The sequence below is a fragment of the Nocardia cyriacigeorgica genome (genome assembly GCF_010868145.1).
In the GTDB taxonomy this organism is placed as follows: Bacteria; Actinomycetota; Actinomycetes; order Mycobacteriales; family Mycobacteriaceae; genus Nocardia; species Nocardia cyriacigeorgica_D.
Genome location: NZ_JAAGUY010000013.1, coordinates 35815 through 53767, shown reverse-complemented (window position 1 = coordinate 53767; position 17953 = coordinate 35815). Strand labels below are relative to the sequence as shown.

Annotated in this window: 14 protein-coding genes; 7 read left to right on the top strand and 7 right to left on the bottom strand. The window is 68.1% G+C overall.

The window, feature by feature from the left end; genetic code table 11:
- Positions 1-73: 73 nt before the first annotated feature.
- Positions 74-1429 (bottom strand): replication-associated recombination protein A, encoded by a 1356-nt coding sequence (locus tag GV792_RS16735; RefSeq protein ID WP_163825057.1) that lies wholly within the window; start codon positions 1427-1429, stop codon positions 74-76.
- 99 nt (positions 1430-1528) lie between these two features.
- Here GV792_RS16735 and GV792_RS16730 point away from each other — a divergent pair, with 99 nt between their 5' ends.
- Positions 1529-3190: an alkaline phosphatase D family protein gene (locus GV792_RS16730; RefSeq protein ID WP_163825056.1), complete on the top strand. Its 1662-nt coding sequence runs from the start codon at positions 1529-1531 to the stop codon at positions 3188-3190.
- Positions 3191-3375: 185 nt separating this feature from the next.
- Here the strand turns inward: GV792_RS16730 and GV792_RS16725 are convergent, their stop codons facing one another.
- Positions 3376-4545: a phosphotransferase family protein gene (locus tag GV792_RS16725; RefSeq protein WP_163825055.1), complete on the bottom strand. Its 1170-nt coding sequence runs from the start codon at positions 4543-4545 to the stop codon at positions 3376-3378.
- A gap of 192 nt (positions 4546-4737) precedes the next feature.
- Between GV792_RS16725 and GV792_RS16720 the strand changes: the two genes are divergently transcribed.
- Positions 4738-5673, top strand: a complete 936-nt coding sequence (locus tag GV792_RS16720; RefSeq protein WP_163825054.1) for a hypothetical protein — start codon at positions 4738-4740, stop codon at positions 5671-5673.
- Positions 5674-5733: 60 nt separating this feature from the next.
- Here the strand turns inward: GV792_RS16720 and aspS are convergent, their stop codons facing one another.
- Positions 5734-7557: an aspartate--tRNA ligase gene (gene aspS, locus GV792_RS16715; RefSeq protein ID WP_163825053.1), complete on the bottom strand. Its 1824-nt coding sequence runs from the start codon at positions 7555-7557 to the stop codon at positions 5734-5736.
- Positions 7558-7696: 139 nt separating this feature from the next.
- Between aspS and ypfJ the strand changes: the two genes are divergently transcribed.
- Positions 7697-8617: a KPN_02809 family neutral zinc metallopeptidase gene (gene ypfJ, locus GV792_RS16710; RefSeq protein ID WP_163825052.1), complete on the top strand. Its 921-nt coding sequence runs from the start codon at positions 7697-7699 to the stop codon at positions 8615-8617.
- Between the two features lie 79 nt (positions 8618-8696).
- Here ypfJ and GV792_RS16705 read toward each other — a convergent pair whose 3' ends face one another.
- Complete coding sequence (locus tag GV792_RS16705) at positions 8697-10364, bottom strand: hypothetical protein (protein ID WP_163825051.1); 1668 nt, start codon at positions 10362-10364, stop codon at positions 8697-8699.
- Positions 10361-10690 carry a type VII secretion target gene (locus tag GV792_RS16700; RefSeq protein WP_163825050.1) on the bottom strand — a complete coding sequence of 110 codons (330 nt, stop codon included), beginning with the start codon at positions 10688-10690 and terminating at the stop codon, positions 10361-10363. Before GV792_RS16700 ends, GV792_RS16705 begins: the two co-directional genes overlap by 4 nt.
- A gap of 244 nt (positions 10691-10934) precedes the next feature.
- Here GV792_RS16700 and GV792_RS16695 point away from each other — a divergent pair, with 244 nt between their 5' ends.
- The 4 genes from GV792_RS16695 to GV792_RS16680 all read left to right on the top strand — a co-directional run bounded on the left by GV792_RS16695 (position 10935) and on the right by GV792_RS16680 (position 16174).
- The gene (locus tag GV792_RS16695) at positions 10935-11939 is read left to right on the top strand and encodes an NAD-dependent epimerase/dehydratase family protein (RefSeq protein WP_163825049.1); all 1005 of its coding nucleotides are present in this window, start codon (positions 10935-10937) and stop codon (positions 11937-11939) included.
- A 31-nt stretch (positions 11940-11970) separates the two neighbouring features.
- Positions 11971-12987, top strand: a complete 1017-nt coding sequence (locus GV792_RS16690; RefSeq protein WP_163825048.1) for an Rv2578c family radical SAM protein — start codon at positions 11971-11973, stop codon at positions 12985-12987.
- A 143-nt stretch (positions 12988-13130) separates the two neighbouring features.
- Entirely contained in the window at positions 13131-15098 is a 1968-nt protein-coding gene (locus GV792_RS16685) for a 2-oxoacid:acceptor oxidoreductase subunit alpha (RefSeq protein ID WP_175584452.1), read from the top strand.
- Positions 15095-16174 (top strand): 2-oxoacid:ferredoxin oxidoreductase subunit beta, encoded by a 1080-nt coding sequence (locus GV792_RS16680; protein WP_175583008.1) that lies wholly within the window; start codon positions 15095-15097, stop codon positions 16172-16174. The genes GV792_RS16685 and GV792_RS16680 overlap by 4 nt, the downstream gene beginning before the upstream one ends.
- 18 nt (positions 16175-16192) lie before the next feature.
- Here the strand turns inward: GV792_RS16680 and GV792_RS16675 are convergent, their stop codons facing one another.
- Positions 16193-17197 (bottom strand): malate dehydrogenase, encoded by a 1005-nt coding sequence (locus tag GV792_RS16675; RefSeq protein ID WP_163825047.1) that lies wholly within the window; start codon positions 17195-17197, stop codon positions 16193-16195.
- A 92-nt stretch (positions 17198-17289) separates the two neighbouring features.
- Positions 17290-17940 (bottom strand): hypothetical protein, encoded by a 651-nt coding sequence (locus tag GV792_RS16670; protein ID WP_163825046.1) that lies wholly within the window; start codon positions 17938-17940, stop codon positions 17290-17292.
- Positions 17941-17953: the final 13 nt, after the last annotated feature.

The following is a 17953-nucleotide window of genomic DNA, read 5'->3' as shown; positions in this document are numbered from 1 at the left end:
CCAGCCTACCGGTGCGGTGCACCCGGTTTTTCATCGAGTCGACCGTGTGCGTCACACCCGTGCGCGGCAGGTGTCACTCGCCGCGCACGATGCGACGCAACTTGTCCACCCGAGGGCCGACCGCGCGTTCGTGACCGTGGTCGGTCGGCTGGTAGTAGTCGACGCCGACGAGTTCGTCGGGCGGATACTGCTGGGTCAGCACACCGCCCGGATCGTCATGCGGATAGCGATAGCCCTGCGCATTGCCCAGCTTCGCCGCACCCGCATAGTGGCCGTCGCGCAAATGCGGCGGGACCGCACCGGCCTTGCCCGCCGCGACATCGGCCATCGCGGCCCCGATCGCCGCGACCACCGCACCGGATTTCGGCGCGGTGGCCAGATGGATGGTGGCCTGCGCCAGCGCGAGCTTGCCCTCCGGCAGGCCGACCAGCTGGACGACCTGCGCGGCGGCGGTGGCGGTTTGCAGCGCCGTGGGATCGGCCATGCCGATGTCTTCGCTGGCGTGGATCATCAGCCTGCGCGCGATGAAGCGCGGGTCCTCCCCCGCATTCAACATCCTGGCCAGGTAGTGCAGGGCGGCGTCGACGTCGGAACCGCGAATGGATTTGATGAACGCGCTGATGACGTCGTAATGCTGATCGCCGGCCCGGTCGTAGCGGACCGCGGCCTTGTCGACACTGGCTTCTACCAGATCGACATCGACGCTGCCGTCGAGCGAGGATTCCGCCGATGCCTCCAGCGCGGTGAGCGCGCGCCTGGCATCGCCACCTGCGATACGCACGATGTGGTCGAGCGCGGCATCGGTCACGGTGAACTGCTCGCCGAGCCCACGTGGGTCGGCGATGGCGCGGCGCAGCACGGTGCGGATGTCGTCCTCGGTCAACGAACGCAACTGCAGCACCAGCGACCGCGACAACAGCGGGGAGACCACCGAGAACGACGGGTTCTCGGTGGTGGCGCCGACCAGCAGCACGATCCGGTTCTCCACCGCGGCGAGTAGCGCATCCTGCTGGGTCTTGGAGAACCGGTGCACCTCGTCGATGAACAGCACCGTCTGTTCACCGGCGGTCAACCGCCTGCGCGCGATGTCGATGACCGCGCGCACCTCCTTGACGCCCGCCGACAGCGCCGACAACGCCTCGAATCGCCGCCCGGTCGCCTGGGAGATCAGCGAGGCCAGTGTGGTCTTTCCGGTACCCGGCGGCCCGTACAACAGCACCGACGCCGCTCCGGAGCCCTCGATCAGCCTGCGCAGTGGTGAACCCGAGCCGAGCAGATGCTGCTGGCCGACGACCTCGTCCAGCGTCGCCGGGCGCATCCGCACTGCCAACGGGGCCGCCGCGCCGGGGCCACGGAAGGCGACGTCGGTGTCGAGTGCGCCGCTTCCCGGCGGTCCCGCACCAGGCACATCGAACAATCCGTCGGTCATGATGCTGACGCTACCGGCCGGGTCCGACACGCCCGCCGGGCGCATCGAGCCGCGCGCGGCGGCTCGATTTGCGAGTGCAGGGCCGATGGACTGTGATCAATGATCGTGGCTGAAAACGTGGTCGTTTCAGATGCTGCCGCTGTGCGGCGACGCATCGTGCTGAAGGGTGGCGCGGTCGCCGCGGCCGGTGCGAGTATCGCGCTCGCGGCACCTGCAGGAGCCGACGCGCCGGTGTTCCGGCACGGCGTCGCCTCCGGCGATCCACTGCCCGACGGCGTGATCATCTGGACTCGCGTCACCGTCGCCGACGCCGCTACCCCCGGCTCGGGTGCAGGCGCCACCGCAGCCGTGCGCTGGGAGGTAGCCGCCGACGAGAATTTCGCGTCGATCACCGCCGCCGGGACGACCACCGCCGCCGCGGCGTCCGACCACACGGTCAAGGTCGATGTCACCGGTCTGGCGCCCGGCTGCGTGTACTTCTACCGCTTCACCGCCCTCGACCAGACCTCTCCGGTCGGTCGCACCCGGACCGCGCCGGAGCTCGGTTCCGCCCCCGACCGCCTGCGCTTCGGTGTGGTGTCGTGTGCGAACTGGGAGGCCGGATTCTTCGGCGCCTATCGCCACCTCGCCGGCCGCACCGACCTCGACGCCATCCTGCATCTGGGCGACTACCTGTACGAATACGGACGCGGCGAGTACGGCGGCCGCACCGGATCGGTGCGGCCGCACGATCCGGCCAACGAGATCGTCACCCTCGCCGACTACCGCATCCGGCACGCCCAGTACAAAACCGATCCCGACCTGCAACGTCTGCATGCTTTGCTGCCCTTCATCTGCACCTGGGACGACCACGAATCGGCCGATAACTCCTGGTCCGGCGGCTCGAGCAAGCACGATCCGGCCACCATGGGCTCCTGGGCCGACCGCAGGGCAGCCTCGGCGCGGGCCTATCTGGAGTGGATGCCGGTGCGGGCATCGAGTTCGGGTTCGGGGGTGCGGATCTATCGCCGCCTGCGATTCGGCACTCTGGCCGAACTGTCGATGTTGGATCTGCGCAGCTATCGCGACCAGGAAGTGAAGCCGGGCGCGGGCTGGCGTGAGGTGGACAACCCGGAACGCACCCTCACCGGACGAGCCCAGATGGATTGGCTGACCGCCGGGCTGGCGTCCTCGACGGCGACCTGGAAGCTGGTGGGCAACTCGGTGATGATCGCACCGCTGGTGTTCCCGCCGCTGGATCCGACGACGACTGCCGCGATCACGCAGACGATGGGCATCCCGCAGTCGGGCCTGCCCGCCAACGCCGACCAGTGGGATGGCTACACCGCCGACCGGGCGCGGCTGTACCGGGCGATCACCGAGCGGGGCGTGTCGGATGTGGTGTTCCTGACCGGCGACATCCACTCGTCGTGGGCGGCGGATCTGCCGGTGAACGCCGCCGACCCGGCCGGGCCGAGTGTCGGGGCGGAATTCGTGGTGCCGTCGGTGACCTCGTCCAGCATGGGTGAACTGATGCATGCCCCGCCGCGCACCGCAGCGGTGCCGGTCGAGGAGGCGATCAAGGGTGTCAACCGGCATCTGCGGTATGTCGAGCTGGATTCACACGGGTTCGGGGTGCTCGATGTGACGGCGGCACAGACGCAGATGGATTGGTTCTACGTGTTCGATGTCGCCGATGCCGGCACCGGCATTCGCCATGGTGCCTCGTTCGCGGTACGAGCTGGCGGCAGGGTCGAGCCGCGGCCGGCACCGACACTCTGAACCGTCCTGCCTGCCCTCGCGGGCTCGCGCAGCGCGTCGGCCGACACCGGCCGTCGCCCGTGCCGATCTCACTCATCGAGGCCGCCCTGTACTGAGGTTCCGATGTGCCAGTGAGGCTCGAGCCGCGTCTCAGGGCTACGCTCGCACCGGCCTCGAGCGCGGATGACCGGCCGCACTGCCGATCATTACTCGTCCCAGCGCTCCACGAGCAGCGCCGTCATGCCCTCGGCGAAATCGCCGATGACATCGTCACCGGTGACGCGTGCGTCCTCGGCGAGGGCGGCCCAGCGATTGATCAGCGCTTCCGACCGTGGCACCGACAGCCCGTGCTCACGAGCAGCGGCAATGCGGGTGTGATCGGCGGGTAGGAACCAGTAGGTCGACAGCCAGACCCAGATCAGACGTGCTTCCAGGATCTTCTCGGCGAGCAGGATGTCGTCGGCGAGAGCAGGCCAGACACCAACGACCTCGGCGCGCCAGGCCTCGACCATCTGCGCGGCCCGTTCGCGGGACAGCTCCACATCGCACAGGCAGCCCGGGAACGAGACCAACGCGTAGGCGATGTCGAGCGTGGCGTCACGGAACCCGCCCCACTCGTAGTCGAGGATGCGGGCGCCCTCATCGTTGAGGATGACATTGTCCGGGCACAGATCCGACGGGCTGAAGGCGCGGAACCGTCCGCCGGAGAACAGACGGGCGCCGTGCACGATCTTGGTGGCCAGCTCGTCGGGCACCTCGACGCCGAGTTCACGGCGCAGCAGGCCGGGCACCTCGGCGACCGCCGCCTCCGACTGCTGGGCGATGCCGTCGATGCGATGAGCCACGTCGACGCGGCGCAGCAGGGCGACGAAATCGGCCTCGCGGCCCACCGTCGCCGCATGCATGCGACCAAGCGCCTGCGCGAACGCCATCATGGCGTTCTGGGTGGCCGGTTCGGCACCCGATTGCAGCACACTGGTGAGTCGAGCGTTCTCGCCGAGGTCGCTGAGCACGAGCAGCCGATCGGGCAGGCTGTGCGCGATGAGATAGGCGCCGGGCCGCTGTTCGCGGCTGAGCGCGGTGGTGAACTGGTAGGACACCGCCTCCCGCAGGAATGCGGAGTCGATGCTGGCGACGCCGGGCGTGATGCCCGCGTTGCGTGGCATCGGCGCGGTGCCGCGCACCTGCTTGAGGATCAGGGTCCGAGGTAGCGAGAAGGCATTCTCGGCTACTCGCACGCGTAGGACCGTCGTCCTACCACTACCGCTGAGTTCGATGGGGTCGCTCAGCTTCACCGGAGCACCCATGCGCTTTGTGAGCAACTGTTGTGCTGCGGACACGACTTCGGTGGCGCGTTCGGCCAATAGTGCGGTCATCACAGATCAAAGTACTCGCATCGGGTCACTTCTAGCGAGCGGTTGCGCAACCTTTCCGCGTCGCCCGGCGTGTCCCCGCGCCGCTCTGGTAGTGGGCGCCGATCACTTGAGACGATGGCAGCCGTGCTGTTTCCTGGTCGTCAACTACCGTGCGCCACAGCGCAAACCAGCTGACCCGAAAGGTCGACCACCGTGACCGACACACCATCCGCCGCGCCGCAACCGCCCGGCGACAAGCCCGCGCCGGGCGGCGGCACGGGGCAAGGCCCTGGCAGCGACCCCTCCGCGCCCTACCCGCCCGGCCACGGCCGCCACGAAATGCCGGGCGCCGCAGGATACCCGCAGTTCGAGGGTCCCGGTGCCGCCCAGTACGGCAACGAACCGGTCGAACCTGCGCCGCCGCTGGGTCGGGCACAACCGCATCCGACCTATGGTTCGCCCGGCACCGGCCCCGACCCGCAGGCGCCGACCTACGGGTATCAAAGCCAGAGCGGCACCGGTGTGCCGAGCGCACTCGACGTCGGCCATGCGCTCAGTTACGGCTGGGAGAAATTCCGCCGAAATCCCGGTCCGTGGCTCGCGGTGAGCGCGCTCGGTCTGGTGATCTACCTGCTGTTCGTCGCGGTCGTGCAGGTACTCGCACCGCGCTCGGCACTGACGGTGATCTTCATCTTCTTGGCTGTGATGGCCGGACTGTGGCTGCTGCAAGCGGCGATGGTCCGCGGCGCCCTCTACGAAACCAACGGTTATCCAGCGACTTTCGGCTCATACTTCCATATCGGCAACGCCGGTAATGTGCTGTTGACCGCGGTGCTGGCATTCCTTGCAACTGTGCTCGCTTCGACGCTGTGCCTGCTGCCGGGTATCGCGGTCGGCATGGGATGCATGTTCTCGCTGCATTTCGTGGTCGACCAGAACCAGGGCCCGATCGAGGCCATCACCTCGAGCGTCAAGCTCGTGATCGCCAATATCTGGCCGGTCTTACTGCTCACACTGACGGTCATGGTCGTCGCACTACTCGGCGTGCTGGCGTGTGGATTCGGTCTGCTGGTGGCCGGTCCGGTGGCGACAATCGCGGTGACCTACGCCTACCGCACCATGACCGGCGGTGAGGTGTCGGCGATCTGACTTGCCACTGATACAACGACGGCCGGTCCCCGAGGGGACCGGCCGTCGTTGTATCGGCCGCTAACCCTTGGCGGTTTCGCTGGTGGCGGCGGCGCCGTCACCCGAAACCCCGGTCACGCCCTTGATTTCCGGCTTGGCGTCGAGTCCGGCTTCCTTTCGCTGCTGCGCGGTGATGGGCGCGGGCGCATCGGTCAACGGGTCGACACCGCCACCGGTCTTCGGGAAGGCGATCACCTCACGGATGGAATCGAGCCCGGCGAGCAGTGCGGTGATCCGGTCCCAGCCGAAGGCGATACCACCGTGCGGCGGTGCACCGAAAGCGAAGGCGCCCAACAGGAATCCGAACTTCTCCTGGGCCTCCTCATGGCTGATGCCCATCACCTCGAACACGCGTTCTTGCACGTCACGACGATGGATACGGATGCTGCCGCCGCCGATCTCATTGCCGTTGCAGACGATGTCGTAGGCGTAGGCCAGCGCTGAACCCGGATCGGTGTCGAAGGTGTCCATCGACTCCGGCTTGGGCGAAGTGAAGGCGTGATGCACCGCCGTCCAGGCCGAATGACCCAGCGCCACATCACCGCTCGCGGTCGCCTCGGCGACGGGCTCGAACAGCGGCGCGTCCACGATCCACACGAACGCCCACGCGTTCTCGTCGATCAGGCCGACCTTGCGCGCGATCTCACCACGCGCGGCGCCGAGCAGCGCCCGCTGCGCCTTTGGCGCGCCCGCGGCGAAGAACACGCAGTCACCGGGCTTGGCGCCGACATGGTCGGCCAGGGTGGCCCGTTCGGTCTCGCTCAGGTTCTTGGCGACCGGACCGCCGAGCACGCCGTCCTCGTCGATCAGCACGTACGCCAGGCCCTTGGCGCCACGCTGTTTGGCCCACTCCTGCCAGGCGTCGAGCTGGCGACGCGGCTGGCTCGCACCACCCGGCATCACGACCGCGCCGACATAGGGCGCCTGGAACACCCGGAACGGCGTGTCCTTGAAGAACTCGGTGCACTCGGTGATCTCCACACCGAAGCGCAGATCGGGCTTGTCGCTACCGAAGCGGCGCATCGCCTCGTGGTAGGTCATATGCGGAATCGGGGTGGGGATCTCGTAGCCGATGAGCTCCCACAGCGCCGACAGGATCTCCTCGGCCAGCAGGATCACGTCCTCCTGGCGGATGAAGCTCATCTCGATGTCGAGCTGGGTGAACTCGGGCTGCCGGTCGGCACGGAAGTCCTCGTCGCGGTAGCAGCGCGCGATCTGGTAGTAGCGCTCGATGCCACCGACCATGAGCAGCTGCTTGAACAGCTGCGGGCTCTGCGGCAGGGCGTAGAAGTTGCCGGGCTGCAGCCGCGCGGGCACCAGGAAGTCGCGCGCGCCCTCCGGAGTGGACCGCGTCAGGGTGGGGGTTTCCACCTCGACGAACTCATGGCGGGCCAGCACGTGGCGGGCGGCGGCATTGACCTTGGACCGCAACCGGATGGTGTGGGCCGGGCCCTCACGACGCAGGTCGAGGTAGCGATGAGTCAGCCGGGCCTCTTCACCGGGCTGCTCGTCGAGCTGGAACGGCAGCGGGGCGCTCTCGTTGAGCACCTCCAGCGCACTGACGTTGACTTCGATGGCGCCGGTGGGAAGGTCGGGGTTCTCGTTGCCCGAGGGGCGCTGCTCGACCACGCCGGTGATCTTGACGCAGTACTCCGCACGCAGACGATGCGCCTGTTCGGCGGGCTCGCCCTCACGGAACACCACCTGCGCCACACCGGACGCATCGCGCAGATCGATGAAGATCACGCCACCGTGGTCACGCCGCCGGGCCACCCAGCCGCTGAGGGTGACGGTCTGACCGGCGTGCTCGCTTCGCAGCGAACCAGCCAAGTGGGTGCGCAGCACGATGTTCCTTTCGACGAATGTGACACCGGAACGCCCGCCCGGTGCAAGCCATCGTAGTGAGACACATTCGCCGAGCGGAAACCGATATCACCTCCGCCCGTGCGAAGCTGTACCGGACACGTCACAGACAGGGATTCTCATGACCTTCAATGAGGGCTTGCAGATCGACCCCAATCGGGCCTCATCCGGCGGCGGGCCGGGGATGGGCGGCAAATTGGCGCTCGGCGGCGGCGCCGGCGGACTCATCGTGTTGGTGCTGACGTTGCTGCTCGGTGGTGATCCGGGTTCGGTGCTCGGCCAGTTCACCGGCGCGCAGGATGTGCAGTCGCAGCCGACCGCCGGGACCCCGGAACACTGCCGGACCGCCGCGGACGCCAACCGGTATGTGGACTGCCGTGTCGTCCTCACCGCGCAGAGCCTGGACGCGGTATGGGCGGTCGAGCTGCCCAAACAGACCGGCGTCGACTACGTCGAACCGAAGCTGGTGTTGTTCTCCGGCGCGGTATCCACCGGCTGCGGCAATGCCACCAGCGCGGTCGGCCCGTTCTACTGTCCGGCCGATCAGACCGCCTACTTCGATGTCAGCTTCTTCCAGGAGCTGGTGGACCGGTTCGGCTCGAGTGGCGGGCCGCTGGCGCAGGAATATGTGGTCGCGCATGAAGTCGGCCATCACATCCAGACTCTGCTCGGTGATATCGGGCGCTCGCAACGCGATCCGCGTGGCCCGGAGTCGGGTGCGGTGCGCACCGAGTTGCAGGCCGATTGCTATGCCGGGATCTGGGCGCACTACGCCGACAAGATGCCGGCACCCGGCGGGGACGGTCAGCCGTTCCTGCAGAAACTGACCGATGCCGATATCCGCGACGCACTGTCGGCAGCATCGGCGGTCGGTGACGATCGGATCCAGCGGGCCGCGCAGGGGAGGGTCAATCCGGAGGCGTGGACGCACGGCTCGTCCGAGCAGCGGCAGAAGTGGTTCGTCGCCGGATACCAGACCGGGCAGGTCAGTGCGTGCGACACCTACTCCGCACGCGATCTGAACGATCCGAGCACCAGCTGAGCCCTCTGATCGACGACAACAGCAGGCCTCGCACCGGATTCGGTGCGAGGCCGCTGTTGTTGCGGAATGCCTCAGGTGCCTAGAACTGATCCTGGTAGTAGTCGGAACCGTCGCCTTCGTCGGTGCTGGTGGCGCCGATGACCTCGGGCGTGGATTCGCCCAGCGGGCCGGTGAGGTCGTCGTTGCCGGTGCGGCTGCGGTACGGGTCGACGTTGCGCGAATGCTCGTCTTCGTTATTGCGCTGTCCCGCGGCACCCGCCGCGCCGGGACCGCCCATGAACCCGGAGCTGGAGGCTGCGGTGGTACCGAGACCCGAGCCCGTCGGCATACCCGCGATCGGAGCGCGCATGCCACCGGGAAGGGCGACGCCACCCGGCGCCCCGGAGGTCCCGGGCAGGGAGGGGATGCCTGACACCCCACCGGCCCCACCGCGGCCCATGGAGCCGCCGCTGCCACCCGAACGTCCGAAGCCGGTGCCGAACGCTCCGCCGCTTCCACCGGTACCGCTCGATCCACCGCTGCCGTAACTCGCCGCAGTGGTCGACGCGCCGCTGGTGCCGGTGCCCGAATCGAACCCGGCCGCCGTGGTCGCGACCTCCTCCGCCTGCGACATGAGCGGCTCGCCGACGTTCTGCATGACCGATTGCGCTATCTCGGCAGGGGCTGGGCCGTTCTGACCGACCAGCTGGCTCACCAGGCCGTTCAACTCGGCGGTCTTGCCCATCAGGTCGCCGCGGGTGGCATTGACGACGCTCACCGCCTGACCGAGGTGCTCGGTGGCCGTGGCCACCAGCGACGCCTGCGCAGGCGGAGTCATGATCACCGGTGCGAGCGCGACGGCCTGGCTCGCGAACGAGGTGGCGATCGTGGTCAGCTGCGCATTGCCCTGCTGGACCACCGCTGCGGCACGCTGGGTGAGCTCGGAGATATCGATACCGCGCTGGCTGGTCTCCAGCCCCTCGCTGTTGGCCTTCACACCCGCGTCCTGGGCGCTGGTGGCGGCCTGGCTCTCCCAGACCTGCTCGACCGCGCCGAGGCTGCCCTTGCCCACCTGCATCGCCATCTCGATGACCTTGGAGGACTGGCTCAGCAACGCGGTGGGATCGAACGCGCCCATGACACCGGTGCCGAAGCTGCCGAGCAGGTCGAGAATCGGCTTGAACAGCACGTCGATCCCCGGGATGGCGGGCAACGCGAGACCGCTCATCAACGCACCTACCGGATCGGCGGGCAGCGCAGCGGCCGCCGCGGCCGGTGTGGCCGCCGTACCCGCCGCCGACGCCGCGCCCGCGACAGGGGAACCACCGAGGGCACCGCTCACCGCACCGCCCGCCTGTCCGAGCACACCCTGAGCGGCGTCGAGCACCGGTGCGGCCGCGTGGTTGACTACCGCACCGGCGTCTCCGACAAGGGCGGACACCTCCGGAGGCAGGCCGCTGAGGATGTCTTCCGGCGCGGACGCGGGCGCACCGAGGCCGGACAGGCCGGGCATTCCCATCGGTGCGGCACCCATTCCCGGGCCTTCATCGGTGATCTTCTGCGCCAGAACGAATTCCGGCGGCTCGATCGGCGGGAGATCGGCAGGCAACTGCGGCATCGGAAGATCGAGGATCGCCTGCTGCTCGACCGGGACTGCGGACGCCTGCTGTGCGGCCGCGGCGGTCTGGTCGAGAACCTGCTCGACCACGGACCGATTCGCCTCGGGCGCGATGATGCCGGAGGCGCCAGGGGAATCCAACGGCTTCACAGTGCACCACCGATCTCACCGGCGATCTTGCCCAGATCTCCGGCATTGCCGAGATCGGTGACGTCGTAGTTGGCGGCCGAACTGAACGCGGCCTGCGACAGTTTCGTGTACTTGTCGGACAAATCGTTGATATCGCGCGCCTGCAAGACCTGCGCGGCGGCGAACGACAGCAGATAGTCGGCGCCGATGAGACCGAACACCGGAGTCATCGCGGAGACGCTGGCGACCACGTCCATATTTCCCGCCCCGGCGATATCGCCCGCGATCGCCGCATTCGTCGCCCCGAACGCCCGGAGCCCTTCGGTTTCCACCGAGACATCACTCATCGAGCTGCCCCCCAATCCTCATCAACATCACCATCAGTGTCGTCAACATCGCGTTGCTCGAAAACATCGCGTTGCTCGAACGTCCGCTCGGCTGCCCCTACAGCGCATGTTCGCCCGACAGCACGGCCGCTTCGGTTGCGGCCCAATATAGCCGACGCCACCGACATCTCTCGACCCCTCGCGCGCGCACATGGCGAAACTGGAACGTGTTGCAATTTAGAACAAGTTCTATATTCTCTCTCCCATGAAGGTCGCAGTGACCGGCGCAGCCGGGTACCTTGGCACGAATTTGCTCCCCCTGCTCGCCGATCGCGGATACGAGATCACGGCGATCGACCGGGTCGTGCCGCAGCAACCGGCGCCCGCTGGCGTGACATGGGTGTCCGCCGACGTCCTCGATCCCGCATCGATGCGGTCGGCTCTCGACGGCGCCGAGATCGTCTACCACCTGGTCGCGGTCATCACCCTCGCCGAGAAGAACGATCTGGCCTGGCGGGTGAACACCAAGGGTGTGCGGGTGGTGGCCGAGGCCGCCCTTGCCACAGGCGCGCGCCGGATGGTGCACGCCAGCTCCATCCACGCCTTCGACCAGTACACCTGCGGCGGGAGCATCGACGAGACCTCGGTCCGGTCGACCGATCCGGAGCTGCCGGTCTACGACCGCTCCAAGTGGCAGGGCGAGATCGAGTTACGCGCCGTCATCGAGCAGGGCCTGGACGCCGTGCTGTGCAACCCGACCGGCGTGTACGGTCCACGGGATCTGAGCACCCCGCTCTCCCGGATCAACCGCACCCTCCGCGACGCCTCACTCGGCCGAGTTCCCGCGATGATCGGCGGCGGATTCGACCTGGTCGACGTCCGCGATGTGGCCGAAGGACTCATCCTGGCCGGCGAGAAGGGCCGTACCGGCGAGAACTACCTGCTGGGCGGCGAGATGACCTCGATGCTCGATGTCTGCCGCACCGCGGCCACGCTCAGCGGCAAGAAGGGCCCGCGGTTCGTCATCTCCCCCAAGGTGATCTCCGGGCTCATGCCGGTACTCGAGCCGATCGGCAAGCGACTCGGCACCGATATCATGTCCAAGGCCGCCATCGGCGCGCTGGTGTCGGCGCCGATCGTCGACCACGGCAAGGCGACTCGTGAACTCGGCTACCGGCCACGCCCGCTGGAGGAGACCGTGCGCGACCTGGTCGCCTTCTTCGCCGACCCGACCGGAACGACACCGCCGCAATCGCGACAGATCGCTTGACACCTGCTAGAACACATGTTCGACTAGCTGGGTGCGGTGGCAAAGCCAGACCCTGGACGCCGACGACGGCGCGCTGCCCGGCCTGGACCGGGCGGGTTTCGTCCGAACTGTACAGACACCCGAATTCGACGGCATCACCTTTCACGAAGTGCTCTGCAAGAGCGCGTTGAACAAGATGCCCGAGGGTGCGGGCCTGCCGTTCCGGTGGACGATCAACCCGATGCGCGGGTGTTCGCATGCGTGCCGGTACTGCTTCGCCCGCGGCACCCATGAGTACCTGGATCTGGATGCCGGAACCGATTTCGACAATCAGATCGTGGTGAAGACCAATATCGCCGCGGTGCTGCGGCGCGAACTCGCGCGTCGCAGCTGGCATCGCGAAACCGTTGCCCTCGGCACGAATACCGATCCCTATCAGCGCGCCGAGGGCCGATACCGGCTGATGCCCGGCATCATTCGCGCACTCACCGATTCCGGAACCCCGTTCTCCATCCTCACCAAGGGCACGCTGCTGCGTCGCGACCTGCCGCTGCTCACGTTGGCCGCCCGCCAGATCCCGGTGCATATCGGGGTCTCGCTGGCGATGCTCGATCCCGACCTGCATCGCAGTGTCGAGCCGGGCACTCCGGCGCCGAAGGCCCGACTGGAGCTGGTGCGGGCGCTCGCCGACGCCGGTTTCGAGGTCGATGTGATGGTGGCGCCGGTGATTCCGTACCTCACCGACGGCAGCAGCCATCTCGACGAGCTGTTCGCGGCCATCGCCGAGGCGGGCGCGCGCAGCGTGATCGCGTTTCCCATGCACCTGCGCGGCAGCACCCGCGGCTGGTTCCTCGGCTGGCTGGCCGAGACACACCCCGCACTGCTGCGTCGTTACCGCCAGCTCTACGGGCGCGGTGCTTACGTCACGCCCGAGTACTCGAGCTGGTTACGCGGGCGGATCGACCCACTCCTGGAGCGGCATCGGCTGCAGCGGGACACCCCTGAACAGACCGAGGCGGCGTCGGAGGCTCCGGCGGCGGTCGACCCGCAGTTGGCTCTCTTCGCCTGATCGATGGGCGGGCAGCGAGCCCGGCCGGGCTCCTGGAAGTGATGCGACGCGCCCACGATCCACGCGCTTTCCGGGCAGGTCACCCGCCGAGCGGAGTAGGTTGGCCAGGGGCAGCTCTCTTCGACAGGAAGTGAAGCAGGCACATGGTTTCGCACCACAACGAGGCAGGCCGGGCGGGCGATCCCGGGGCGCGCACCCGTGCGGGCGCGACCGCGGTGGATCGAGTGGTGATTCGATTCGCCGGCGATTCCGGCGACGGTATGCAACTCACCGGCGACCGCTTCACCCATGAGGCGGCCGCCTTCGGTAACGACCTCGCCACCCAGCCCAGCTTTCCCGCCGAGATCCGTGCGCCGCAGGGCACCCTGCCCGGGGTCTCCTCGTTCCAGATCCAGATCGCCGACCACGACATCCTCACCGCGGGTGATCAGCCCGACGTCCTGATCGCCATGAACCCGGCCGCGCTCAAGGCCAATCTCGGCGATCTGCCCCGCGGCGGCACCGTCATCATCGACACCGACGAATTCACCACCCGCAACCTGACCCGCGTCGGCTATGCCGTTGATCCGCGCACCGATGACACCCTGGCCGACTTCGTGGTGCATCCGGTGCCGATGAGCGCGCTCACGTTGGCCGCCACCGAATCCGCCGAGGTCGGCAAGAAGGCGGCCCAGCGCGCCAAGAACATGTTCGCGCTCGGCCTGCTGTCGTGGATGTACGGGCGCGAGCTGGGCAGCACCGAACGCTTCATGCGGGACAAGTTCGCCGACTCCCCCGCCGTCGCCGAGGCCAATATCCTGGCCTTCCACGCCGGATGGAACTACGGCGAGACCACCGAGACCTTCGCGACCACCTACACGGTGGCGCGCGCGGCCCTTCCGCCCGGCACGTACCGGCAGATCACCGGCAACACCGCCCTCGCCTACGGCTTGATCACTGCGGGGCGGCTGGCAGGTCTGCCGGTCTTCCTCGGCTCGTATCCGATCACCCCGGCCTCCGACATCCTGCACGAACTGAGCAAGCACAAGGATTTCGACGTCACCACGTTCCAGGCCGAGGACGAGATCGCCGGTATCGGCGCCGCGCTCGGTGCCGCACTCGGCGGAGCGCTGGGCGTCACCAGCACCTCCGGACCCGGTCTCTCGCTGAAAAGCGAGACCATCGGGTTGGCGGTGATGACCGAGTTGCCGCTGGTGGTGATCGATGTGCAGCGTGGCGGTCCATCCACCGGCCTGCCGACCAAGACCGAGCAGGCCGACCTCTTCCAGGCCCTCTACGGTCGCAATGGCGAATCACCGGTCGCGGTCCTGGCACCGCGCTCACCGGCGGATTGTTTCGACACCGCCATCGAAGCGGCCCGCATTGCCCTCACCTACCGCACGCCGGTCGTACTGCTGTCCGACGGCGCTATCGCCAACGGGTCCGAGCCGTGGGCGATTCCGCGCGTCGACGAGCTGGCACCGATCGATCCCGCTTTCGAAACCGAGCCCTCCGACGACGGGCCTTTCCAGCCGTACGCCCGCGACCCGGAGACCCTGGCCCGCCCGCTCGCCGTCCCCGGCACCACGGGGCTCGCTCATCGCATCGGCGGGTTGGAGAAGTCCGACGGCAGCGGCGAGATCTCCTACGATCCGGTCAATCACGAACTGATGGTGCGGCTGCGCCAAGCCAAGATCGACGCGATCACCGTCCCCGCGGTCGAGGTCGACGACCCCGACGGCCGCGCGGAACTACTACTGGTGGGCTGGGGCAGCTCCTACGGTCCGATCGGCGAGGCCTGCCGGCGGGCACGCCGCCGTGGCGTTCCGGTCGCACACCTGCATCTGCGGCATCTCAATCCACTTCCGCCCGGCCTCGGCGAGGTACTGCGTGGATATCGGACCGTGGTCGCTCCGGAAATGAACGGTGGCCAGCTCGCGGCGCTGCTGCGCGCCCGCTACCTCGTCGACGTCCGCCCGTGGACCAAGATCGCCGGTACCGCGTTCTCGGCCCAGGAACTCGTCGGGGTCATCGATGCCGCACTCGACGGATCCATCGACGAGATGGAGCAGGACAAAGCCTTCGCCGCCAGGGCGCGGGCCACCTATCGCACGCCAGGGGGCCGAACATGACCATCATCGAAACCTCTGACCTCACAGCCTTCCTCGGCATGCCGGACGCCTCGGGCACCGCGACGGTCCCCCGCTCGGATGCTCCGCAGCGCGCCAAGGATTTCGCCTCGGATCAAGAGGTGCGCTGGTGCCCCGGGTGCGGCGACTACGTCATCCTCGCGACCGTGCGTGGTTTCCTGGCCGAGCTCGGGTTGCGCAAGGAGAACCTGATGTTCGTCTCGGGGATCGGCTGCTCCAGCCGCTTCCCGTACTACCTCGACGCCTACGGTATCCACTCCATCCACGGCCGCGCCCCTGCCCTCGCCACCGGATTGGCGGTGACAAGGCCCGATCTGTCGGTGTGGGTGGTGACCGGTGACGGTGACGCGCTGTCCATCGGCGGCAATCACCTCATCCACGCGCTGCGCCGCAACGTCAACATGACCATCCTGCTGTTCAACAACCGGATCTACGGGCTGACCAAGGGCCAGTACTCACCGACCTCGGAGCCGGGCAAGGTCACCAAATCGACGCCGATGGGTTCGGTGGATCACCCGTTCAACACCCTGTCGGTGGCGCTGGGCGCCGAGGCCACCTTCGCCGCACGTGCACTGGATTCCGATCGGGCCGGGCTCACCGAGGTGCTGCGGGCGGCGGCCGCGCATCGCGGCACCTCGTTCGTCGAGGTGTTGCAGGACTGCCCGATCTTCAACGACGGATCCTTCGACGTGCTGCGCCGCGGCGACAGCGAGTCCCGTCTGATCCCGTTGCGCGACGGTCAGCCGATCGTGTTCGGCGCCGACGGCGAGTTCGCCGTGGTGCGGAACGGTTTCGCGCTCGCGGTGGCCCGTACCTCCGAGGTGGGCGACAGCGAGATCATCGTGCACGACGCGCAATCCGATGCGCCCGAGTACGCCTACGCCCTGTCGCGGTTGTCGGATCAGAATCTCGATCACGTCGTGACCGGCGTCTTCCGCGATGTCGCGCGCCCCACCTACGACGACGCGGTCCGCGCCCAGACCGCGGCCGCGAAACAGGAGCGCCACACCGGACTGCAGGAATTGCTGACCGGCACCGAAACCTGGACCGTCAGCTGACCCGCACCGTCGGCAGACTCACGCCGGTTTGGCGAAGCCGAGGTCGATGACCGCGGTGCGCTCGGCGTCGAGTTCCGCGACGGAGGCGTCGATCCGTGCTCGGGAGAACTCGTCGATCTCCAGGCCGGGCACGATCGCGTATCCGCCGTGGGCGCACGTCACCGGGAAGGAGCTGATCAGGCCCTCCGGGACGCCATAGGAGCCGTCGGACGGTACTGCCATCGACACCCAGTCGCCCGAGGTGCCGAGCACCCAGTCGTGGATGTGGTCGATGGCCGCGCTCGCCGCGCTGGCCGCCGAGGACGCGCCGCGGGCCTGGATGATGGCGGTGCCGCGCTGCTGGACCGTCGGCAGGAAGTCCGACCGCACCCAGTCCTGATCCACCCGTTGCTGCGCCGGTCGCCCGGCGACGGTGGCGTGGGTGATGTCCGGGTACTGGGTGGCCGAATGGTTGCCCCAGATCGCGACGCGCTCGATGTCGGCGGCCGCGGCGCCGGTCTTCTTCGCCAGCTGGGCGATGGCCCGATTGTGGTCGAGGCGGGTCATCGCGGTGAACCGCTCGGCGGGCACGTCGGGGGCGTTGGACATGGCGATGTAGGCGTTGGTGTTGGCCGGGTTGCCCACGACGAGCACCTTGACGTCATCGGCGGCGCTGGCATTGATCGCGGCGCCCTGATCGGTGAAGATCGGGCCGTTGGCGGCCAGCAGATCCGAGCGCTCCATTCCCGCGGTGCGCGGCCGCGCACCGACCAGCAGTGCGATATTCGCACCGTCGAATCCTTCCCAGGGATCATCGCTGATGTCGACCGATTCGAGCAGTGGGAACGCGCCGTCCTCGAGTTCCATCGCGACACCTTCGAGCGAGGCCACCGCGGCGGGAATCTCGAGCAGCCGCAGCCGGATCGGCGTCTCCGGTCCCAGCATGGCGCCGGAGGCGATCCGGAAGAGCAATCCGTAGGCGATCTGTCCCGCACCGCCGGTCACGGCGACGGTCACGGGCGCGGTTCGGGCGGCAGTGCTCACAGCGACTCCTCGGGCGGTCGACCGGATGATCTTCGTTTTCCACCCTAATCAGGCGCACAGCCGGATTCGCCCGACGGTGAGCTAACAGACACTCAGGCCAGTTCGGCTACTTCGCTGTCTGTCAGCACGACCGGGGAGACGTAGTCCTTGGCGCGAACGAGGGTGACGGCCCGATACAGCGGACGCTCCCCCAGGCCCGCATCCCGCGCCTCGGCGCGCAGCTGCTGGACCAGGACGCCGGAAACCGCGACCGCGGCGGCGAGGTGGCTGGTGGCGAGTGCATCGGCCAGTTTGCGCAGCCCGAGAAGATGCAGTTCGCGCCCACTCCCGGCATCGGTGTACATCGCCAGCGGCACGATCTGCACATCGGGTCCCGCCGTCACCCGCAGCACGACCCGGCTCAACCTGGCCGGATAGACCAGCATCTCCACACCGGTCGCCGCCGCCAGCGAGACCACGCGCTCGCCGAACAGCCTGCGCGCGTGAATAGTGTTCCCGCTCAGCCACATCCGCCGTCGCCGCAGAGCCAGTGCATAGCCGACGGTGGGTGCGCCGACCACCAGCCCGATGAGCACGGCGACCGGCCAGCTCACCCACACCGCCGCCAGCAGCGCGGCGCCGAGGCCGACGCCGATGGCGGCAAGGGTGAGGCGGCGCAGCATCGGCGCGTATACCTCGGGTGCGACCAGGTCGAGCCCGATCGGCGGATCAGGTTCGCCCGATCCGGGCGTTGCATCGGTCACGGCTACGCATTCG